Annotated in this window: 16 protein-coding genes and 1 pseudogene; 13 read left to right on the forward strand and 4 right to left on the reverse strand. The window is 56.4% G+C overall.

Annotated features, from left to right (window positions below; translation table 11 throughout):
• Window positions 1–92 precede the first annotated feature (92 nt).
• From ACLI4M_RS18885 to ACLI4M_RS18930, 10 genes are all read left to right on the forward strand, one after another.
• The gene (locus ACLI4M_RS18885; RefSeq protein WP_133623876.1) at window positions 93–1,811 is read left to right on the forward strand and encodes a FliC/FljB family flagellin; all 1,719 of its coding nucleotides are present in this window, start codon (window positions 93–95) and stop codon (window positions 1,809–1,811) included.
• 73 nt (window positions 1,812–1,884) lie between these two features.
• Entirely contained in the window at window positions 1,885–2,853 is a 969-nt protein-coding gene (locus ACLI4M_RS18890; RefSeq protein WP_048915727.1) for an HNH endonuclease signature motif containing protein, read from the forward strand.
• A 158-nt stretch (window positions 2,854–3,011) separates the two neighbouring features.
• Complete coding sequence (locus ACLI4M_RS18895; protein WP_133623875.1) at window positions 3,012–3,734, forward strand: RNA polymerase sigma factor FliA; 723 nt, start codon at window positions 3,012–3,014, stop codon at window positions 3,732–3,734.
• A gap of 43 nt (window positions 3,735–3,777) precedes the next feature.
• On the forward strand, window positions 3,778–4,281 hold the full coding sequence (gene fliZ, locus ACLI4M_RS18900) for a flagella biosynthesis regulatory protein FliZ (protein ID WP_099753916.1): 504 nt from the start codon (window positions 3,778–3,780) through the stop codon (window positions 4,279–4,281).
• A gap of 83 nt (window positions 4,282–4,364) precedes the next feature.
• Window positions 4,365–5,345, forward strand: a complete 981-nt coding sequence (locus ACLI4M_RS18905; RefSeq protein ID WP_133623874.1) for a D-cysteine desulfhydrase — start codon at window positions 4,365–4,367, stop codon at window positions 5,343–5,345.
• Window positions 5,346–5,358: 13 nt separating this feature from the next.
• A complete protein-coding gene (gene tcyJ, locus ACLI4M_RS18910) occupies window positions 5,359–6,162 on the forward strand; it encodes a cystine ABC transporter substrate-binding protein (protein WP_133623873.1) in 804 nt (267 codons plus the stop codon).
• Window positions 6,162–6,830, forward strand: a complete 669-nt coding sequence (gene tcyL, locus ACLI4M_RS18915) for a cystine ABC transporter permease (protein WP_133623872.1) — start codon at window positions 6,162–6,164, stop codon at window positions 6,828–6,830. The genes tcyJ and tcyL overlap by 1 nt, the downstream gene beginning before the upstream one ends.
• Window positions 6,827–7,579, forward strand: a complete 753-nt coding sequence (gene tcyN, locus ACLI4M_RS18920; protein WP_133623871.1) for an L-cystine ABC transporter ATP-binding protein TcyN — start codon at window positions 6,827–6,829, stop codon at window positions 7,577–7,579. Before tcyL ends, tcyN begins: the two co-directional genes overlap by 4 nt.
• 589 nt (window positions 7,580–8,168) lie before the next feature.
• Complete coding sequence (locus ACLI4M_RS18925; RefSeq protein ID WP_048915734.1) at window positions 8,169–9,263, forward strand: acyltransferase family protein; 1,095 nt, start codon at window positions 8,169–8,171, stop codon at window positions 9,261–9,263.
• A gap of 143 nt (window positions 9,264–9,406) precedes the next feature.
• On the forward strand, window positions 9,407–10,480 hold the full coding sequence (locus ACLI4M_RS18930; protein ID WP_133623870.1) for an acyltransferase family protein: 1,074 nt from the start codon (window positions 9,407–9,409) through the stop codon (window positions 10,478–10,480).
• A 59-nt stretch (window positions 10,481–10,539) separates the two neighbouring features.
• Here the strand turns inward: ACLI4M_RS18930 and pcaD are convergent, their stop codons facing one another.
• The 4 genes from pcaD to ACLI4M_RS18950 are packed head-to-tail and all read right to left on the reverse strand — an operon-like array spanning window position 10,540 to window position 13,854.
• Window positions 10,540–11,295, reverse strand: a complete 756-nt coding sequence (gene pcaD, locus ACLI4M_RS18935) for a 3-oxoadipate enol-lactonase (RefSeq protein WP_133623869.1) — start codon at window positions 11,293–11,295, stop codon at window positions 10,540–10,542.
• 1 nt (window position 11,296) lies between these two features.
• Entirely contained in the window at window positions 11,297–12,499 is a 1,203-nt protein-coding gene (gene pcaF, locus ACLI4M_RS18940) for a 3-oxoadipyl-CoA thiolase (RefSeq protein ID WP_133623868.1), read from the reverse strand.
• Window positions 12,492–13,154: a 3-oxoacid CoA-transferase subunit B gene (locus tag ACLI4M_RS18945; protein WP_133623867.1), complete on the reverse strand. Its 663-nt coding sequence runs from the start codon at window positions 13,152–13,154 to the stop codon at window positions 12,492–12,494. The genes pcaF and ACLI4M_RS18945 overlap by 8 nt, the downstream gene beginning before the upstream one ends.
• Window positions 13,155–13,158: 4 nt before the next feature.
• Window positions 13,159–13,854, reverse strand: coding sequence for a 3-oxoacid CoA-transferase subunit A (locus tag ACLI4M_RS18950; protein ID WP_133623866.1), 696 nt, complete (start codon window positions 13,852–13,854; stop codon window positions 13,159–13,161).
• A 209-nt stretch (window positions 13,855–14,063) separates the two neighbouring features.
• On the opposite strand from ACLI4M_RS18950, the gene ACLI4M_RS18955 reads away from it, so the two are divergent.
• From ACLI4M_RS18955 to catA, 3 genes and pseudogenes are all read left to right on the forward strand, one after another.
• Entirely contained in the window at window positions 14,064–15,173 is a 1,110-nt protein-coding gene (locus ACLI4M_RS18955) for a muconate/chloromuconate family cycloisomerase (protein WP_133623865.1), read from the forward strand.
• A 17-nt stretch (window positions 15,174–15,190) separates the two neighbouring features.
• On the forward strand, window positions 15,191–15,481 hold the full coding sequence (catC, locus tag ACLI4M_RS18960; protein WP_133623864.1) for a muconolactone Delta-isomerase: 291 nt from the start codon (window positions 15,191–15,193) through the stop codon (window positions 15,479–15,481).
• Window positions 15,482–15,523: 42 nt separating this feature from the next.
• Window positions 15,524–16,443, forward strand: a pseudogene (catA, locus tag ACLI4M_RS18965) (catechol 1,2-dioxygenase).
• Window positions 16,444–16,483: the final 40 nt, after the last annotated feature.

Genomic DNA, 16,483 nt, shown 5'->3' on the forward strand with positions numbered 1-16,483 from the left:
GGGGCAGACGATAACAACTTTGACGGCGATGAAGCCGGGGGGCAAACAAGCCCAACCACTTAACCCGAAATGATTTAACAGGAAACTTTATCATGGCACAAGTAATCAATACCAACAGCCTCTCGCTGATCACTCAGAACAACATCAACAAGAACCAGTCTGCTCTGTCTACCTCTATGGAGCGCCTGTCTTCCGGCCTGCGTATCAACAGCGCGAAAGACGACGCTGCGGGCCAGGCGATTGCTAACCGCTTCACCTCTAACATTAAAGGTCTGACTCAGGCTGCGCGTAACGCTAACGACGGTATCTCAGTCGCGCAGACCACTGAAGGCGCACTGTCAGAGATCAACAACAACTTACAGCGCGTTCGTGAACTGAGTGTTCAGGCTTCTACCGGCACCAACTCAAGCTCTGACCTCGATTCAATTCAGGACGAAATCAAATCCCGTCTGGACGAAATTGACCGCGTATCGGGTCAGACCCAGTTTAACGGCGTGAACGTGCTGGCAAAAGACGGCTCAATGAAAATTCAGGTTGGCGCGAATGATGGCCAGACTATCTCTATCGACCTGAAAAAAATCGACTCCTCTACTCTGGGTCTTAACGGCTTCAACGTTAACGGTTCGGGTACTCTTACTAACAAAGCAGCTACTGTTAGCAACCTGACTGCTGCTGGTGCAACTGAAACTGCTACAGGTTCGGGCATTTACAACCTGACCACGACGAACACAGCACTGACTACCGATGTTGCTCTTACCAAGCTGCAGACCGGCGACAAAGTAGCCATCACTGCTGGCAGCACATATACCTACAATGCAACTGCAGGCAACTTCACGACTACCAAAACCACCGCAGATGCTACAGAAGCTACTCAGACTGCTAACCGTAATGCACTAGCCGCGACCTTGAAGGCTGATGCTGGTACTACTGCTAGCGGCACCTACGTTACTAAAAACTCAGGTTCAGTTAGCTTCGATACTGATTCATCAGGCAACATTACTATAGGTGGTGCAGCAGCATTTGTAGATGCAGGCGGTAACTTAACAACTAACAATGGCGGTACTGGCACCGTTGCTGCGACCATGACTTCATTGCTGAAACTGGCTTCAGAGAATGCTGATGGCGCAACACTGAGCTTCAAAGGTACTGATTACACTGTAGCAACTGGCGGTACCGCTGCCGCTCAGGCTGATATCACTTATAGCGCGACAGTAAGTTCTGATGTTGTTCTGTCTGAGAGTAAAGCTGCTGCTTCTACCATTACCTACAACTCTGGCGTTCTGACTAAAGATGTTACTTTTGATAACACCGGTAAAGCAACTGGCACCTATGTTGATGACAAGGGTGATATCACTAATACTGCGTCTTACACCACCTCTTATGCGGTAAATAAAGATACCGGAGCAGTAACCGTATCTGGATACACCTCAGCAACTGACCCTGATAAGAAGTATTCACCTACAATCGGTGCAGCTGTAAACGTGACTGCCGCTGGTAAAATCACCACTGACGCGACCAGTAAAGGTTCAGCTACTACAGATCCACTGGCTGCACTGGATAAAGCGATTGCTTCAATCGACCAGTTCCGTTCAAGCCTGGGTGCTATCCAGAACCGTCTGGGCTCTGCGGTAACCAACCTGAACAACACCACTACCAACCTGTCTTCAGCACAGTCCCGTATCCAGGACGCTGACTACGCCGTGGAAGTGTCTAACCTGTCTAAAGCGCAGATCGTTCAGCAGGCGGGTAACTCCGTGTTGGCTAAAGCTAACCAGGTTCCACAGCAGGTTCTGTCTCTGCTGCAGGGCTAATCGGCGACTTAACGCCATTATTGAACTCTTTAAAACCCCGCTTTTGCGGGGTTTTTTTTCTCTGGAGTGTACTATGCGCTTCAATTATGACTTGTTACCTGGGGAACTGCTGCCGTTTGAGGAGATAAACGACCGCTACAGCAAAAAGTACCCTGACGATAAATCGTTGACTACCCGGGGGTTGCTTAGCCCGTCGACCTCCAGCAAGAACTGGACTATCCGCGCGATATTCGCCAGCAAAGATAGCCATATTCCGCTGGAAGACCTGCTGTTTATCAGCAACGATAACGAACGCAAAAACTACCTGCAGCGCTTCGAACACTATTTGCAGCGCCAGGAGAGCTTCCTCTATTTCCGTCGTCCGCTGGAACCCGCGCCGTGGAACAGCTGGAAGGTGATGGGTGAGAGCAGGGTGCTGGCAATGCTGGATCCGGCATCCATTATGGCGCAAAGCCTGCTGCAACAGCGTGGCTATACCTTAACGCTGCTGCGCAGTGATGAAGAGGATGAGTACTGGCAGCTGTACGACCGCCAGTCGCAGCCGTGCTTCGAATACTCGCGCCAGCTGCAGTTTATTGTGGTGCTGACCTCGCCGCTGCTGCCGCCGCCTGCCGGGGTGATCCAGGGGACGCAGGTCGGGCGCCGTGTAAAAGCCCGGCTGTGGCATCGTGCCAGTCATCATGAGTTCAGCAATGCGGTACGCGCGCGCTACGGCGCCTGCGTCATCACCGGCACGCTGCTAACCGACGAGCAGGCGTGGCCGTGGGTGGAAGCCTGCCACATCGATACGCGGGAAAATGAGCAGGGCTTCCTGCTGGATAACAGCGCGGATAACGGCCTGTTTCTGCGCAGCGACCTGCAACGGCTGTTTGCCAGTAAACGGCTGTCGATTGACCCGTTGAGTGGTTCGGTGCATTTTCGCCGCACGTTACAGGAAGATAACACCCTGCTGCCGTTTTATCAGCAGCTGGAAGGGAAAGTCTGCGCCCTGTGGTCACAGGTGCCGGAGAGCACGCGCCAACGTTTATCACTGAAAGCCTGATTACCGGGATCCCCGCGTCCTCTTTTTGTGACGCCGGGGATCTTTCAGGGCGACAAAAATGAAATAACCCGCCTTTTTTACCGCTATTCCCCCAATCAAAATGCCCTACAGAAACAGATAATCGTGCCGATAACTTAATTAACGCAGGGTAGGTCAGAGTGAACGATCTATATACCGCCGATGGCGTGATGGACAAACATTCGCTGTGGCAGCGATACATACCGCTGGTTCGCCATGAAGCGTTGCGCCTGCAGGTCCGTCTGCCGGCCAGCGTGGAGCTGGACGATCTGCTTCAGGCTGGGGGTATCGGGCTGCTGAATGCCGTAGAGCGCTACGACGCCCTTCAGGGCACCGCATTTACCACCTACGCCGTTCAACGCATTCGTGGTGCGATGCTCGACGAATTACGCAGCCGCGACTGGGCACCACGCAGCGTGCGCCGCAATGCGCGCGAGGTGGCAGGTGCCATGCATCGGGTTGAACAGGCGCTGGGGCGCACGGCATCCGAGCAGGAAGTGGCTTCGCAGCTTGATGTGTCGCTGGAGGAGTACCGGCAGATCCTGCTGGATACCAATAACAGCCAGCTGTTCTCTTACGACGAATATCGTGAGGAGCACGGTGACAGCGCCGAGCTGGTGACGGACGGCCACGAAGAGGCTAATCCGCTGCACCAGTTGATGGAAGGGAATCTGCGCGAACGCGTCATTGAAGCGATCGAAGCGTTACCCGATCGCGAAAAAATGGTGCTGACGCTCTATTACCAGGAAGAACTGAATTTGAAAGAGATTGGCGCCGTGCTGGAAGTGGGGGAATCCCGCGTCAGCCAGCTGCACAGTCAGGCGATCAAACGCCTGCGCGCCCGGTTATCGGGAGCGCGCTGACAAAGTCAGTTTTGCACTCTCAACACCAACCGGGGAATCTCGCATGGGATCCAAAATTAAAATGAGGCCGTTGAGCCGTTATTTGAAAGACTACAAACACAGCCAGAGTAACTGTTCCCACTGCGGTAAGGTACTGGACAGAATGGCGCTGGTTTTTCGTGGTCAGATCATTAACAAAGAGGCCATCGCCCGGATGGATCAGCTGATCGACGATCAGGTCTGGTTAAAATTACAGAATGAGCTTACGGCACTGTGCCGTTTTTGTAGCGATATCTTTTGCAACACGCATCCGACTTACTTTGACATCATGGCGTTCAAGCAGTACCTGTTTGAGCAGACCGAAATGAGCCACAGCACCATTCGCGAATACGTTGTTCGCCTGCGTCGCCTCGACGATATGCTGTCAGCGCGTAATTTTCCGGCGGAAAAACTCAAAGGCCCGAGCTGGCATGAGTGCCTGGAAAATGACCTGCCGGATGCCGGCAACAATAACTACCGTATTGCCCTGCGGAAATACGATCAGTTTCTCGGCTGGCAGCGTAATTAGTTATCACTAAAAGGAAGATGACCAACCGGTCATCTTCTGTAACACTGTAGGGATAATATTAAACGCCTGCTGCGGAGGCTGCGTTGTCCTTACTAAATATCAATAATTTCCCCCGTCTCGAACTACTGGGTGCGCCCACGCCGTTAGAGCATCTTCCCCGCCTGTCCGAATATCTGGGCCGCGATATCTTTATCAAACGTGACGATGTCACGCCGGTTGCCCTGGGCGGCAACAAGCTGCGTAAGCTTGAATTCCTCGCGGCGGATGCCCTGCGTAACGGTGCCGACGTGCTGCTGACGGCAGGGGCGATCCAGTCTAACCACGTGCGCCAGACGGCGGCGGTGGCGGCGAAGCTTGGCCTGAAGTGCGTGGCGCTGCTGGAAAACCCGATTGGAACCCACTCTGCCAACTATCTCAGCAACGGTAACCGCCTGCTGCTGGAGCTGATGGGCACTGAGATCATTATGGTCGATGCGCTGCACGCGCCGGATGCGCAGTTAGAAGAGCAGGCCACGCTGCTGGAAGCCCAGGGCTTTCGCCCGTATGTGGTGCCGGTCGGCGGGTCGAACGCGCTGGGCGCGCTGGGCTACGTCGAGTGCGCGCAGGAGATCGCCCATCAGAGCGAAGGCGTGGTCGATTTTGCCGCCGTGGTGGTTGCCTCCGGCAGTGCCGGGACGCACGCCGGGCTGGCGGTGGGGCTGGAGCTGCTGCTGCCGGACACCGAACTGGTGGGCGTCACCGTGTCGCGCAACGTGGCGGATCAGCTGCCAAAAGTGGAGAAGATCCGCGCCGAGCTGGCGCGCTCATTAGCCGTGACCAGCAGCGCGCCGATTACGCTGTGGGATGACTATTTTGCGCCGCGCTACGGCGAGCCGAATGAAGAGGGCACGGAAGCGATTAAACTGCTGGCGCGGCTGGAAGGTATCTTCCTTGATCCGGTCTACACCGGCAAGGCGATGGCCGGGCTGATCGACGGGATTGCGCAAAATCGCTTCCGTCGTGAAGGGCCGATTGTGTTTGTTCATACCGGTGGTTCACCGGCGTTGTTTGCATATCATCAATAATAATGGGGTTGCTATGAAATTTTCGAAAGTTCGTCGCCAGTTGGTGATGGGAACCATGGCGCTGGCGCTGGTCGGCGGTATGACTATGCAGGCACAGGCAGCGGATGAAAACCTGCTGGCAAAAGTGAAGGAGCGCGGTTCGCTGCAGGTGGGGCTGGAAGGCACCTATCCGCCGTTCAGCTTCCAGGATGAGAATGGCAAGCTGGCCGGCTTCGAAGTCGACTTCGCCGAGGCGCTGGCGCAGCATCTGGGCGTTAAGGCCAGCCTGAAGCCGACCAAGTGGGACGGCATGCTAGCCTCTCTCGACTCTAAGCGCATCGATGTGGTGATCAACCAGGTCACTATCTCCGACGAGCGCAAGAAGAAGTATGACTTCTCCACGCCTTACACCATTTCCGGTATCCAGGCGCTGACCAAAAAAGCCAACGCGGGCAGCATCACCAAGCCGGAAGATCTGAGCGGCAAGAAAGTCGGCGTGGGTCTTGGCTCGAACTACGAGCAGTGGCTGCGCGAGAACGTCAAGGGCGTCGACATCCGTACCTACGATGATGACCCAACCAAATACCAGGATCTGCGCGTAGGCCGTACCGATGCCATTCTGGTCGATCGCCTGGCGGCGCTGGATCTGGTGAAGAAAACCGGCGATACCATGGCGGCAGCTGGCCCGGCATTCTCCCGTCAGGAATCAGGCGTGGCGCTGCGTAAAGGTAACGCTCAGCTGCTGGAGGCTATCAACAAGGCGATTGCTGACATGCAGAAAGACGGCACCATGAAGAAGATTTCTGAAAAATGGTTTGGTACGGACGTAACTAAATAATGCAAGAAAGTCTGCAACTGGTGCTGGATTCAGCACCATTTTTACTTAAGGGCGCACTGTTCACGCTGCAGCTGAGTATTGGTGGGATGTTCTTCGGCCTGCTGCTCGGCTTTTTGCTGGCGATGATGCGCCTTTCCCATTTCTGGCCGATTGCCTGGCTGTCGCGTTTTTACGTTTCAATTTTTCGCGGCACGCCGCTGATCGCCCAACTGTTTATGATCTACTACGGCCTGCCGCAGTTCGGCATTGAGCTGGACCCGATCCCGTCGGCGATGATTGGCCTGTCGCTGAATACGGCGGCGTATGCCTCTGAATCCCTGCGCGGGGCGATTGCCGCCATCGAGCGCGGGCAGTGGGAAGCGGCGGCCAGTATCGGCATGTCGCGCTGGCAGACTATGAAGCGGGTGATCCTGCCGCAGGCGGCACGCACCGCGCTGCCGCCGCTCGGCAACAGCTTTATCAGCCTGGTTAAAGATACCTCGCTGGCGGCCACCATTCAGGTGCCGGAGCTGTTCCGTCAGGCGCAGCTGGTCACCTCGCGCACGCTGGAGGTGTTCACCATGTATCTGGCGGCATCGCTGATTTACTGGGTGATGGCGACGCTCCTCTCCTTCCTGCAAAGCCGGCTGGAAGATCGTGTCAACCGCCAGGATCGGGAGTCAAAATGAGTACCATTGAAGTCAGTCAGCTGGTAAAGAAATTTAACGGCCAGACGGTGCTGCACGGCATCGATCTGACGGTAAATGCCGGGGAAGTGGTGGCGATTATCGGGCCAAGCGGCTCCGGGAAAACCACGCTGCTGCGCAGTATTAACCTGCTGGAAGTGCCGGATAGCGGCACCATTCAGGTCGGGGCGATCCGCGTGGACGCCGCACAGTCGATGTCAAAGCAGAAAGAGCGCGTGCGCCAGCTGCGCCAGCAGGTCGGGTTTGTCTTCCAGAACTTCAATCTGTTTCCGCACCGTACGGTGCTGGAGAATATCATTGAAGGGCCAACCATTGTTAAAGGGGAGCCAAAGGCAGAAGCGATAGCGCGCGCCCGTCAGCTGCTCGAACGGGTGGGGTTGCAGGGCAAGGAAGAGAGCTATCCGCGCAAGCTTTCCGGCGGCCAGCAGCAGCGCGTGGCGATTGCCCGTGCGCTGGCGATGCGCCCGGAGGTGATCCTGTTTGATGAGCCGACCTCGGCGCTGGATCCGGAGCTGGTGGGTGAAGTGCTGAACACCATCCGTTCGCTGGCGCAGGAGAGGCGCACCATGGTGATCGTCACTCATGAGATGAGCTTCGCCCGCGATGTGGCCGACCGCGCCATCTTTATGGACCAGGGTAAAATTGTGGAGCAGGGTGCCGCCCGCGAGTTGTTCTCTAATCCGCAGCAGCCGCGCACGCGCCAGTTCCTCGATAAATTCCTCAATCATTAAGTCTTCAGCGGGTCGACCAGAAAAGAAGGTCGACCCCTGAGGTATTCCCATAAAAATTGATCCGAATATTATCGCGGTATGACAAGCGTCAGGTTTCAGGAGGGAGGGCTGCTTCCGCACCGGCATGAATACATCCCTGTAGCCTGGCTCACGGCCATCCCTGGCCGTGGGCCTGCTGCAATCAGCCCTCCCTCCTTGCACCCAAAGCCGCAGCGTCGCGGTTTAAAACCCACAGCGAGCACGATGATACTGGGGGATGAGCTCGGCCTGAGGTAAGCCGGACGTCACGCGGCAGGGATGCCGCGTGCCGAGGCCCGCAGGGAGCGTCTTTTGCCGTTCCGGCGTGCTCAGGCTGAGCTCAGACCGGTTAACGGACGTTTAGCGATAGAAGACATTTCTGGGATATTTCAGGGATCGCCCACTGAAAGTCATTAAGGTTATTCTTAAAAGCCCACAGCAAACACCCGGAATAACCGTGGCTTGTTCCCGCAACGGCTGGGATAACGGTCAATTAGGACGATCCTCATAGTGATTAGCAGGCTAACGAGAGATACTTATCCAGTTAAAATAATTTTACTGGATTTTGATTATGTCTGTCTCTGGCAAGCAAGAAGTATTATGGATTAATACATTAAAAGGTGGCTGTATACTGCTGGTGGTTTTACATCACACCATCATCACGACGTTTATTCCATCATTGCAGTATTTAACGGCGGGGCTGTTACCGGCTGATATGTGGGTAGTGTTTAATAAATATCTCTCGCCGCTGCGTATGCCAGCGTTCTTTTTTGTTTCAGGCTTGCTGGCGGCTAGCGCCATCAGCAAAAAGAGCTGGAGCGAGGTATTTACTAAAAAATTCACCAACATCATTTATCTTTACATTCTGTGGGGCATTATCCAGTGGGTCAGTATTTATAATATCTCAACCAATTTAATTGGTCAGAAGCTCTCCTCTTCGGTCAATGCCGCCTATGCAGGATCGCCACTGGAATTTATTAAATTACTGACGCTGTCGATGACCAGCCTGTGGTATCTGTACGCGCTGGCGGGTTATTTCCTCGTGGCGAAACTGTTCCACAGCCAGAAAGTGGCACTGCTGGTGGTGGCAATTTTAGTGAACTACGCCACTCAGTTTAATCTGGTTCCTGGCTGGGGGCCGAACAGCGTGGCGCAGAACTTTGTCTACTTCCTGCTGGGCGCCTTCTTTAGCCATACCCTAATTGAGATCAGTCAGCTGTCGCGCCGTCATCTGGCGCTGCTGGCCGGGATGCTGGTGATTGGCGTGGCGCACCATGCCGCCGGCATGATGAAGAACCCGTTCTACTGCATGGTCGCAATTGTGTTTGGCATCGTGCTGTGCCGGGCGCTGAACAACCGCTTCAATATGGGGTGGCTGAACTGGATTGGCCGTAATACGCTGCAGATCTACGTGCTGCACCGTATCTTTATTGAACTGCTGGGTTTGACCATGCTGACGCTGGCAGTGAAGTACAGCTTGTTCGACAACCAGGCCTTCTCACTGGCGTGGGCGCTGGTACTGCCAGTGTTTGCCGTGAGTATCACAACCTGCATTTCGCTGGTCGCCTGGACGCTACTTAATCGTGGTCCTGGCAAGGCGCTGTTTATCTATCCGCGCCTGTTGCGTAAACCGCAGGCGGCGGAAAAAATTGCCAGCAATGGCTGACACTGTTCTCTCTGGCCGATTTATTCGGCCATTTTTTTACCATTAAATAAATATAAAAATAATTAATCAGTATCCATTCTGGCATGACGGAGGATGTACCAGAACCCTTTACCAACATCGGACCACTACAGCTGGAGTATTTAATGAATACACCTCAGAAGAAAGAGATCGCCTGGGTAAATACCCTGAAAGGCGGTTGTATTTTGCTTGTTGTGCTTTACCACGTCGTTTTACCCGGTTATGCCGAAATGGTTTCTCATCTTACTGCCGGGCTGTTACCGGCTAAATTATGGGTAGCCTTTAATAACACTCTATCTCCGTTACGAATGCCGGCATTTTTCTTTGTCTCCGGCCTGCTGGCGGCAAATGCTATTTCTAACCGGCCCTGGAAACAGGTGTTCACTTCACGCGTCACCAATCTTTTTTATCTCTATTTTCTCTGGGGCGTGATCCAGTGGCTGATGATTAATGGCGTATCCAACAATATCATGGGCGATCATCTGTCGGATAATATCAACGCCGCCTGGGCCGAAACCCCCTGGCAGTTTCTCAAGCTGATGCTGCTGGCGATGAGCTCCTCCTGGTATCTGTATGCGCTGGGGCTGTTCTTCCTGGCTGCCAAGCTGTTCCGCCAGCAAAAAACGCTGGTGATGCTGGCGGCGGTGCTGCTGAACTATGCGGCAGTTACCAAAGTGATCCCTGGCTGGGGCCCGGAAAGCCTGTCGCAATACTTTATCTTCTTCCTGTTCGGCTCATTTTACAGTGCGATCCTGATCCGCTGGAGCGAATGGCGGCGGGATAACGTGCTGCCGTGGATGGTGCTGCTGGCGCTGTCGCTGGCGCACATCTGGCTGGGGCTGGATAAGAGCCTGTTCCTGTGCGTGCTGGCAATTCTCGGCTGCATCGCGGCCTGCCGCATCCTCAATCAGCACTTCAGCATGAAATGGCTCAACTGGGTGGGGAAAAACACGCTGCAAATCTACGTGCTGCACCGCATCTTTATTGAGTTCTTTGGTATGTCGGCGATCCTGTTTGCCGTCAGCCATCAGCTGTTTGCCAGTCAAGCCTTTTCCATGCTGTGGGCAATCGCTTTCCCGCTGGTGATGGTGGGGCTGTGCGTCGCCTGTTCGGTGGGGATCTGGACGCTGCTGAACCGCGGCTGGGGTAAATCGCTGTTTATCTACCCGAAGCTGCTGCGCATGAAGTTCGATAGCTAAGTCGCGAATGGAGCATGCCTGAACAGGGTCGGGCATGCCCGACCTCTGCGGCCCGCTCGTCAGGTATGCAGGAAACTGATTACGCTCTCGTTAAATTTCTGAGGGCAGGCGATGTTGGACAGATGCGCCGCGGGTAGCACCCCCAGCTGAGCCCTGGGGATATTTTGATGCAGCCATTGGGCCTCGGCCAGCGGGGTAATGGTGTCAAATTCTCCGGCGATAACCAGCAGCGGCAGGTTAATCCGCCCGGCTTCAGCATGCAGGTCAGCCTGAGCCAGCACATCGCAGCACGCGGCATAGCCGACGGCACTGCCGTGTGACAGCTGCATCACCAGCCGGCTGACTTGAGGATGCGCATGGCGGATAAATTCTGGGGTAAACCAGCGTGCGGAAGAGCCGGCAGCCACCGCTGACAAGCCCTGTTCGCGTACCTGGCGCGCCCGCTGCAGCCAGGCCTCCTCACTGCCGATACGTGCGGCCGTATTGGCCACCACCATTTTTCGGAAACGCGCAGGGTAATGTCGCGCCAGCCATAATCCGCTTAATCCCCCCATTGAGATACCGCAGTAGCAGGCATTTTCCACGTCGAGATGATCGAGCAGGGCGATAACGTCGCGCCCGAGGATCTCCAGATTCAGCTCACAGGCGGGCAGCGGTGTGCTGCCGTGCCCGCGTGGGTTATAGCGCAGCACGTTAAAGTCACGGGTGAGGGCCGCCATTTGCGGCTGCCACATATCCCAGGTGGTGCCTAATGAGTTGGCCAGCACCAGCACCGGAGCTTCTTTCGGGCCATCCAGGCGATATTCAATATTCATCTCAACTCCTTTCAATAATCAGCGCAATGCCCTGGCCAACGCCAATGCACATTGCGCAAAGTCCAAAGCGTGCGCCGCTTTTTTGTAGTTGCCAGGCGGCATTCATCACCAGCCGGGCGCCGGATGCGCCCAGCGGGTGGCCGAGGGCGATGGCTCCTCCGTTTGGATTGACGTGCGCAGCGTCATCAGGCAAGCCAAGGTCGCGCATCACCGCCAGCACCTGGGCGGCAAAGGCTTCATTCAGTTCGATCACATCCATCTGCTCCAGCTTCAGTTTTGCCTGGCTCAGGACCTTGCGAATGGCTCCGGCTGGGCCAAAGCCCATCAGCGCGGGTTCAATGCCGCTCACCGCGCTGGAAACAATCCGCGCCAGCGGCTGCAGCTGATGCTGCAACGCGGCGCGCTCGCTGGCCAGCAGCAGGGCGCAGGCGCCGTCATTCAGACCCGAAGCATTTCCGGCGGTGATGCTGCCCTGCGGATGTACCACCGGTTTGAGCCTTGCCAGCATTTCCAGCGTGGTGTGACGCGGATGCTCATCGCGCACCATGTGCAGGGCGGCCCCTTTGCGCTGAGGAAGGGTGACGTCCATCAGCTGCGGTTGATAAAATCCGCTCTCCTGAGCATCGACGGTGCGCTGCTGGCTACGCAGGGCGTAAGCATCCTGATCGGCGCGGCTGATAGTAAACTTCAGCGCGACATTTTCTGCCGTTTGCGGCATCGATTCGACACCGTAAAGGGCGTGCATTTGCGGATTGATCAAGCGCCAGCCCATGGTGGTGTCTTCCAGCTTCATACTGCGGCTGAAGGGGTGCTCTGCTTTGCCCATCACAAAAGGGGCGCGTGACATGCTTTCCACCCCGCCGGCGATCGCCAGTGAGGCTTCGCCGCTTTTGATCGCCCGCGCGGCGATGGCGACCGCATCAAGGCTGGAGCCGCATAAGCGATTAATGGTGCAGCCGGGGACAGAAGCGGGTAGCCCGGCCAGCAGCAGCGCCATGCGTGCGACATTGCGGTTATCTTCCCCGGCCTGATTCGCACAGCCGTAAATCACATCGTCCAGCGCCTGCCAGTCCAGACGCGGGTAGCGTTCGAACAGGGCCTTCAGCGGCAGAGCAGCAAGATCGTCGGTGCGAACCGTTGCCAGGCTGCCGTTGAGCTTGCCGAACGGGGTACGAACGGCATCACACAGCCATGCACTATTCATCAGGTCCTCCTGGGGCAAACGTCAGCGCCACCGGGGTAATTGCCTGCAGCTGCTGCGGGGTGATATCGGTTAATATCTCCCGCACCTTCAGTCCCTGCGGGCTGACATCCATCACGGCCAGATCGCTGTAAATCCGGCTGATGCAGCCAATGCCGGTCAGCGGATAGCTGCACTGCGCCACGATTTTGCACTGCCCTTTTTTCGTCAGATGTTCAGTCATTACAAATACCTGACGCGCCCCGCTGGCCAGATCCATCGCGCCGCCGACCGCCGGAATCGCGCCGGGTTTACCGGTGCTCCAGTTGGCCAGATCGCCATATTGCGACACCTGGTAAGCGCCAAGCACGCAAATGTCGAGGTGCCCCCCGCGCATCATGGCAAACGAATCCCCGTGATGAAAATAACAGCCGCCTGGCAGCAGCGTGACGGGCTGCTTACCCGCGTTGATCAGCTCTGGGTCCTCATTGCCACTGGCAGGTGCCGGGCCCATGCCAAGGATGCCGTTCTCGCTGTGCAGGAAAATATCTTTATTGGCGGGAAGATAGTTGGCGATTTGCGTTGGCAGGCCGATGCCAAGATTGACGTAGGCTCCGTCCGGGATATCGCGGGCGATGCGCTGCGCCAGCTGGTTATGCGTGAGGCGGATGAGTTGCATTGTGTCACGCTCCTGAGGCGATCGTTGCGGGGCTGAGATTGGCTGAACAGACCACGCGCTGCACAAAAATACCGGGAGTCACCACCGCCTCCGGGTCCAGCTTGCCCAGCGCGACGTGGCGGGAGACTTCAGCGATGGTGCAGCGGGCAGCCATCGCCATAATCGGGTTGAAGTTGCGTGCCGCTTTGCTATAGACCAGGTTACCCCAGCGATCACCGCACTGTGCTTTGATCAGGGCAAAGTCTGCCTTCAGCGCCAGTTCCAGCACGTACTGCCGCCCCTCAATTTCGCGCGTCTCTTTGCCCGCAGCCAGTTCAGTACCGAAACCCGTTGGGGTAAAAATGGCCCCCAGCCCGCTGCCACCTGCCTGAATACGCGCCACAAGATTGCCCTGCGGCACCAGCTCCAGCTCAATCTCTCCGCGGCGGTAGAGGTCGTCAAATACCCATGAGTCACTCTGGCGCGGAAAGGAACAGATCATCTTGCGCACGCACCCCGCTTTGAGCAGTAGCGCCAGACCCGAATCAGCGTTGCCAGCGTTGTTGCTGACCAGCGTGAGGTTCTGTGGCCGCCGCCGAATCAGTGCGTCCAGCAGCGCATAGGGCTGTCCTGCCGGGCCAAATCCGCCAATCATCAGCGTGGCACCATCGTGAATGTCAGCCACGGCTTCATCGGCCAAAAACAGACTTTTGTCGATCATCTCGCTCCTCCTGAGTTTGAGTCATCAGGGTGCTGACTTCACCGGCGAAAAAATAACCTAAAAGTGTCATTGGCACTAAAAGACGTTTTTATCGCAAGTTATGTGAGCTGGGGCGAACAGGCGCGATCTGCGCATTCTCATACAGCGGGTCAATCATTTTCAGCAGGATTTGGCTATCCCCGATCGGCGGGATTCTATAGCGTAAAGCGATGATCAAAACTATTGAAACGCTGCTTATTGATGTTCCTGCTATCCGTCCACATCGCCTGGCAATGGCCACGCTTCAGGTGCAAACGCTGGTGCTGGTCCATCTGGTGTGTGAGGACGGGTTTGAGGGCTGGGGAGAAGCCACCACCATTGGTGGCCTGAGCTACGGCGACGAAAGCCCCGAGAGCGTCAAAGTCAATATTGACCGCTGGATGACGCCGTTACTGATCGGTCAGGATGCGCGCCGCATCGCCCAGCTGATGGCGCGCCTGAATAAATCAGTGCAGGGCAACCGCTTTGCTAAATGCGCAATTGAAACCGCCTTGCTGGACGCTCAGGCACGGCGTCTGAATATTGCGCTCAGTGAACTGCTGGGAGGACGGGTGCGCGATGCGCTACCGGTGGCCTGGACGTTGGCCAGCGGCAGCACCGATAAAGATATTGCCGAAGCCCGGCAGATGTTAGCCCTGCGCCGTCATCGTATTTTTAAACTCAAAATCGGCCTGCGCGATGTTGATGCGGACGTGGCGCACGCGCTGGCCATCAGGCAGGCGTTGGGGGATGAGGTCAGCGTGCGCGTCGACGTCAACCAGGCCTGGAGCGAGCGCCAGGCCGAGCGCGGAATGGCAGCACTGGAAGCCGGCGGCATTGATGCCGTTGAGCAGCCGATTGCGGCAGAAAATCGTGCCGGACTGGCGCGACTGACCCGCCGTTTCAGCCTGCCAGTGATCGCGGACGAAGCGCTGAAAGGGCCGCGCGATGCTTTCGAGCTGGCCCGCCACGCTGCCGCCGACGTGTTCTCGATAAAAATTACCCAGTCCGGCGGGCTGACGCAGGCGCGCCGGGTTGCCGATATTGCCCAGCTGGCAGATATCGCGCTTTACGGGGGCACCATGCTGGAAGGCGCCGTAGGCACGGCCGCCACGGCGCATCTCTGCGCCACCTTCAACGATTTGAGTTTCGGCACTGAGCTGTTTGGCCCGCTGCTGCTGACCGAAGATATTCTCAGTGAACCGCTAGTTTATCGTGATTTTATGCTGCAGGTCCCGACCGGGCCCGGGCTGGGCATTGCCCTCGATCGCGACAGGATCGCGGCGCTGCGCCGCCGTTAACAGGAGGAAATTTCACCATGCTATTTCACGTAACTATGGATGTGAATCTGCCGCAGACGATGGCGGAAAATGTCGCCAGCGAACTTAAGGCACGGGAAAAAGCCTACTCGCAGGCGCTTCAGCGTCGCGGCAAGTGGCGACACATCTGGCGCATTGCCGGGCATTACGCCAACGTCAGCGTATTTGACGTCGATAGCGTTGAGGAGTTGCACCAGCTGCTGAGTGAGCTGCCGCTTTATCCCTTTATGACGATGCAGATAGTGCCGCTGTGCCGCCACCCTTCGGCGGTGCGTGTGGACGATCGTTAAATACTTTCTCATCCTGAGCTGTACCTGAAATGGAGCGTCAATATGAACAGCAAAGAGATCGACAACCTGGTTAACTGCTTTATCGTCAAAACCGCGAAAGGCACGGTGAACCCACGTATTCAGCAGGTCACCGTTCGTCTCCTGAGCGATCTGTTTAAAGCGATTGAGGATCTGGGCCTGCAGCAAACTGAGATCTGGAAAGGGCTGGAATATCTGGCCGATACCGGTATCGCTCAGGAGATGGGGCTGCTGGCTGCGGGAACCGGACTGGAGCGTTTTATGGATATCCGGGCGGATGAGGCTGAAGCGAGGGCGGGGCTGCACGGTGGGACACCGCGCACCATCGAAGGTCCTCTCTATGTGGCCGGGGCGCCAGTCTGTCAGGCCTGGGCGCGGCTGGACGATGGTTCTGAAGATAACCAGGGCGAAGTGCTGTTGATGCAGGGCACGGTATGGAACGAAGAGGGTCAACCGCTTCCCGGCGCCAGCGTTGAGGTCTGGCACGCCAATACCCTCGGTAATTACTCGTTCTTCGATAAAAGTCAGAGTGCGTTTAACCTGCGTCGTACCATCATTACCGATGAACAGGGGCGCTATCAGTTCCGCAGCGTCGTGCCGTCAGGGTACGGCTGCCCCCTGACGGGCCGGTGCAGCATCTGCTCAATCAGCTGGGGCGGCACGGTCGGCGTCCGGCACATATTCACTTTTTCGTGACTGCCGCCGGCTACCGTAAGTTAACCACCCAGATCAACATTGATGGTGACGAATACCTGTGGGACGACTTTGCTTTTGCCAGCCGCGAAGGCCTGGTGCCTGAAGTCCATAAAGTGAACTCGCCAGAACAGATAGCCAGTAAAAATCTGAGTAAACCCTTCACCTCAATCGACTTCGACTTCACGCTCTATCAGGAACGCGCTGCCGTGCCTGACTCGGTCGTTGAACGCCGACATGCGCAGGGCTAGATGAGACGGGGCGACCGCAGTAACCGGTCGACCCGGACGG

The sequence above is a fragment of the Erwinia sp. LJJL01 genome (assembly GCF_047300805.2).
Taxonomy (GTDB): domain Bacteria; phylum Pseudomonadota; class Gammaproteobacteria; order Enterobacterales; family Enterobacteriaceae; genus Erwinia; species Erwinia aphidicola.

Coding starts and splice junctions, on each gene's coding strand:
- ACLI4M_RS18955 (WP_133623865.1), top strand. CDS start 14,064: ATGATCAAAACTATTGAAACGCTGCTTATTGATGTTCCTGCTATCCGT.
- fliZ (WP_099753916.1), top strand. CDS start 3,778: ATGGGATCCAAAATTAAAATGAGGCCGTTGAGCCGTTATTTGAAAGAC.
- ACLI4M_RS18930 (WP_133623870.1), top strand. CDS start 9,407: ATGAATACACCTCAGAAGAAAGAGATCGCCTGGGTAAATACCCTGAAA.
- ACLI4M_RS18950 (WP_133623866.1), bottom strand. CDS start 13,854: ATGATCGACAAAAGTCTGTTTTTGGCCGATGAAGCCGTGGCTGACATT.
- ACLI4M_RS18945 (WP_133623867.1), bottom strand. CDS start 13,154: ATGCAACTCATCCGCCTCACGCATAACCAGCTGGCGCAGCGCATCGCC.
- pcaF (WP_133623868.1), bottom strand. CDS start 12,499: ATGAATAGTGCATGGCTGTGTGATGCCGTTCGTACCCCGTTCGGCAAG.
- tcyJ (WP_133623873.1), top strand. CDS start 5,359: ATGAAATTTTCGAAAGTTCGTCGCCAGTTGGTGATGGGAACCATGGCG.
- ACLI4M_RS18885 (WP_133623876.1), top strand. CDS start 93: ATGGCACAAGTAATCAATACCAACAGCCTCTCGCTGATCACTCAGAAC.
- ACLI4M_RS18890 (WP_048915727.1), top strand. CDS start 1,885: ATGCGCTTCAATTATGACTTGTTACCTGGGGAACTGCTGCCGTTTGAG.
- tcyL (WP_133623872.1), top strand. CDS start 6,162: ATGCAAGAAAGTCTGCAACTGGTGCTGGATTCAGCACCATTTTTACTT.
- catC (WP_133623864.1), top strand. CDS start 15,191: ATGCTATTTCACGTAACTATGGATGTGAATCTGCCGCAGACGATGGCG.
- pcaD (WP_133623869.1), bottom strand. CDS start 11,295: ATGAATATTGAATATCGCCTGGATGGCCCGAAAGAAGCTCCGGTGCTG.
- tcyN (WP_133623871.1), top strand. CDS start 6,827: ATGAGTACCATTGAAGTCAGTCAGCTGGTAAAGAAATTTAACGGCCAG.
- ACLI4M_RS18925 (WP_048915734.1), top strand. CDS start 8,169: ATGTCTGTCTCTGGCAAGCAAGAAGTATTATGGATTAATACATTAAAA.